This is a genomic window from Kordia sp., from assembly GCF_045105435.1.
GTDB lineage: Bacteria > Bacteroidota > Bacteroidia > Flavobacteriales > Flavobacteriaceae > Kordia.
In genome coordinates this window covers 1-3,345 of the sequence record NZ_JBGCDL010000080.1, presented here as the reverse complement: position 1 = coordinate 3,345, position 3,345 = coordinate 1, and the positions used below count along the sequence as shown (strand labels likewise).

Below are 3,345 nucleotides of genomic sequence, written 5' to 3'. Positions count from 1 at the left end.
CAAAGTACCGTTTCCTTTTAAAACAAACACTTATAATACAACGCTGTTTTCAGAGTAGATTTCGATACTAATTTGTTCCACAAATTCACTCAATCAGACGTTTTGAGTTGTTTAAAGAAATAGTATTGAGTATTGAGACATTAGTATTGAGAAGTTTCAAACGAAAGTTTATAAGCAAAAACACCAACATACAAGCTAAGAAATTCGTGAATTCGTGGTGAAAAGAGTTGTCAGTTTTCAGTTGATCCCAACGCTAGCGGGAGTTTCTCAACTCGTGCAGACAAACAGGCTAAGAAATAGTATTGAGAAGTTTCAAACGAAAGTTTACTTACAAAAATACCAACAGACAAGCTAAAAAAATTCGTGAATTCGTGGTGAAAAAATAAAACAACAATAAGTATTTTTAGAGACAGATTGCTTCACTTTGTTCGCAAAGACGTTTCCTTACACGCTAACGCAAGTTTCCGATAAGTAAGCTAAAAAATAGATTCCTATCAATACTTCGAGAAACACAGCAAACACACAGGAATGAAAGAAATATTTCTCTATCTTCAATCCATGAAAAAAATCATCGTCGCTTCACTCCTATTTTTCGCAACATTCAGCATGTTTGCGCAAACGTATGTATATAGAGGAAATTCAAACTTTACCAATGATTTAATTTGCACTGTGGAAGATGGAAAAGTATACAATGGAAATTCAAATTTTAGACTAGATATTATCGTAAACGTTCAAAATTCAAAGATTTATAAAGGCAATTTTAACTTTATTAAAGACATTATTGCAACGGTAAAAAACGGAAAAGTATATCGTAAAAATTCATTCTTTGAAGGTGATATTCTATTCAATATTCAAGATAACTTAGTGTACAGAGGCAATTCTATTTCTTCATTTGATGTTATTGCACGCATTGAAGATGGAAAAGTATATAAAGGACAATCAAACTTTAGAGGTGATATTCTATTTAATTTTGATGGCGAACTATCAATCGAAGAATTTGTAGCAGTTTGGTTTGTTATTCATCAATAAAAAGTAACTTTGTTGAAACACATTTTTTTACAAGCGTATGCGGATTATTTTAATTCCAGGATTGGGTTATGACGATCGTATTTTTCATAATTTAGACCTATCAGATTTTGAAATTGAATACCTAAATTGGATTGAGCCATTGAAAAACGAGCACATTCACGACTATTCGCAACGTTTATTCGCTACCGTGAAATCAGCTGCCCAAAAAACAATTTTAATTGGACATTCGCTCGGCGGAGTTGTTTCGCAAGAAATTGCAAGTGCCAACCAAATTGAAAAAATTGTGCTGGTTTCAAGTATTGCATCACGAAAAGAATTACCATTTACATTCAAAATTGTAAAACCGTTACGATTAGATCGTTTTTTTACAAAATGGTTTTGTATTAAATCTGTTCCATTTTGGGGGAAACGTCACGGATTTACTCCTGAAACTATAAAGCTATTCAAAAGCATGATTGGCAAACAAACCAATTCTTATTTGCAATGGGCTTTTAGAGCATTGTCCACTTGGAAAACACCAAAAGTTCCTGAAACGACCAAAATTGTCCGTATTCATGGAACGAATGACAAAACTTTACCTTACAAACTCATCAGCAAACCCGATCTCATTATTAAAAACGGGAGTCATATTTGTGTGATTGATGAAGCTTCCACAATTTCTGATTTTATTAAAACACATATTAAAAACTAACACATTTAACTTTTTAGTATTTTTGCTACAAAGTCTATTTTGTGAAATATATCTCCATCAATCTCTATAAAAAAATGATTCATCATGCACTTGATGAAGGATTGCACGCAGATGAATTTCAAAATTTAAAAACACCAATAGACGCCATAGCCAATCGCAACGCGGTTCCTGCCGATCACTTTTTTGAATTGCACGAATTCTTAGATGAAAAATTAGGCGCAGGATTTTCTATTCGTGTAGGACAAAAGATGAAAATAGACGATTACGGAGTGCTGGGCTTGGCTTGGAAAACTTGTTCGTGGGTTGGCGAAATTTTTGATCGAAGCGAACGGTATTTTAAATTACTATCTGACACATACATTTTTAAAGTAGAAAAAGGCATTGAAATTTCAAAAATCTATTTGTATAGAGACGCACATCGTCGCGGATTGGAATTGTCGAATGAAGCTACTTTTTCCGCAACAGTTGTCGTATTGCAAGCCATGAGCGAAAAAAAAATCTTTCCTATATCAGTTTCGTTCAAGCATGATCCGCCAAGAAAATTAGACGATTATCACAAGGCGTTTCAATGTCCAATTCATTTCAATCAGTCGCACAATATCATTTCTTATACTGCGAAAGACTTAAATTTACGCACTGCCAAAGCCGATATCAGTATCAATGCGTTTTTAGTAGAACGTGTGGAAGAAGAAACCAACGGAATTCAAATTAACGCCAATAAACTTATCTCTGATATTCAAATTTTAATTGCTGATGCGCTTCCAAGTGGAATTCCGAGTGTAACTTCATTGGCTACTATTTTAGGAATGAGCGCACGTACTTTTACACGCAGACTTTCCGAAAACGGTGTTACTTTTCGCTATTTAATTCAACAAAAACAAGAAGAGCGCGCCAAATTTCTCTTAACAAAATCGGACGCTCAAATTGCTCAAATTGCTTTTGAAACTGGATTTTCAGAACAAAGTGCATTCAATCGTGCTTTTAAACGTTGGACAGGAAAAACGCCGATTCAATATCGCAAACACTAACATTTTCAGCACTTTGGCGCAAACTATCAAAACATTGGCGTAAAGTGTCAATTACAACTTTATCACTTTTCTCAATTTTGTCTCATCAAACTAAAACAATCAGTTATGGGACTTAAACTTATCGTACTTATCATTGCAATACTGCTTACCGGACTTTCCGCAGGATTGTGTTTTACATGGACAAATACCATTACTACAGGAATTGGGAAACTGGAAAATCTTGGTTACTTGCAAGCGTTTCAGCAAATGAATCGAAGCATTATCAATCCAACGTTTATCGTTGTCTTTTTTGGTCCTATCATCCTACAAATCATTAGTATATTTCTTTGGAAAGACATTCCAAAAACCATCATGATTCATTTCATTACGGCAACACTTGTATATCTATTCGGTTTGGTATTGGTAACGATTTTTGGAAATGTTCCACTAAATGAAATTTTAGACAAAACCAATCTGGCAACAGCCAAAACACAAGATTTACAAAGGTTACGCAATCTATTTGAAATACGCTGGAATCAACTACATCTTATCAGAACTATTTCAAGCTTTATTGCCTTCTTATTATTAGTGATTGCACTTGTAAAAGTAACTCAACAT

4 protein-coding genes are annotated in these 3,345 nt (G+C 34.0%); all 4 read left to right on the top strand.

Going from position 1 to position 3,345, the window contains the following annotated elements; all coding sequences use genetic code 11:
* The first annotated feature begins 558 nt into the window (after positions 1-558).
* The gene (locus tag AB8B65_RS03825; protein ID WP_405299535.1) at positions 559-1,029 is read left to right on the top strand and encodes a hypothetical protein; all 471 of its coding nucleotides are present in this window, start codon (positions 559-561) and stop codon (positions 1,027-1,029) included.
* A gap of 37 nt (positions 1,030-1,066) precedes the next feature.
* The gene (locus tag AB8B65_RS03820) at positions 1,067-1,720 is read left to right on the top strand and encodes an alpha/beta fold hydrolase (protein WP_405299534.1); all 654 of its coding nucleotides are present in this window, start codon (positions 1,067-1,069) and stop codon (positions 1,718-1,720) included.
* A gap of 41 nt (positions 1,721-1,761) precedes the next feature.
* Entirely contained in the window at positions 1,762-2,748 is a 987-nt protein-coding gene (locus AB8B65_RS03815; protein WP_405299533.1) for a helix-turn-helix domain-containing protein, read from the top strand.
* A gap of 105 nt (positions 2,749-2,853) precedes the next feature.
* A partial coding sequence (locus tag AB8B65_RS03810) for a DUF1772 domain-containing protein (RefSeq protein ID WP_405299532.1) occupies positions 2,854-3,345 on the top strand: 492 nt, incomplete at its 3' end.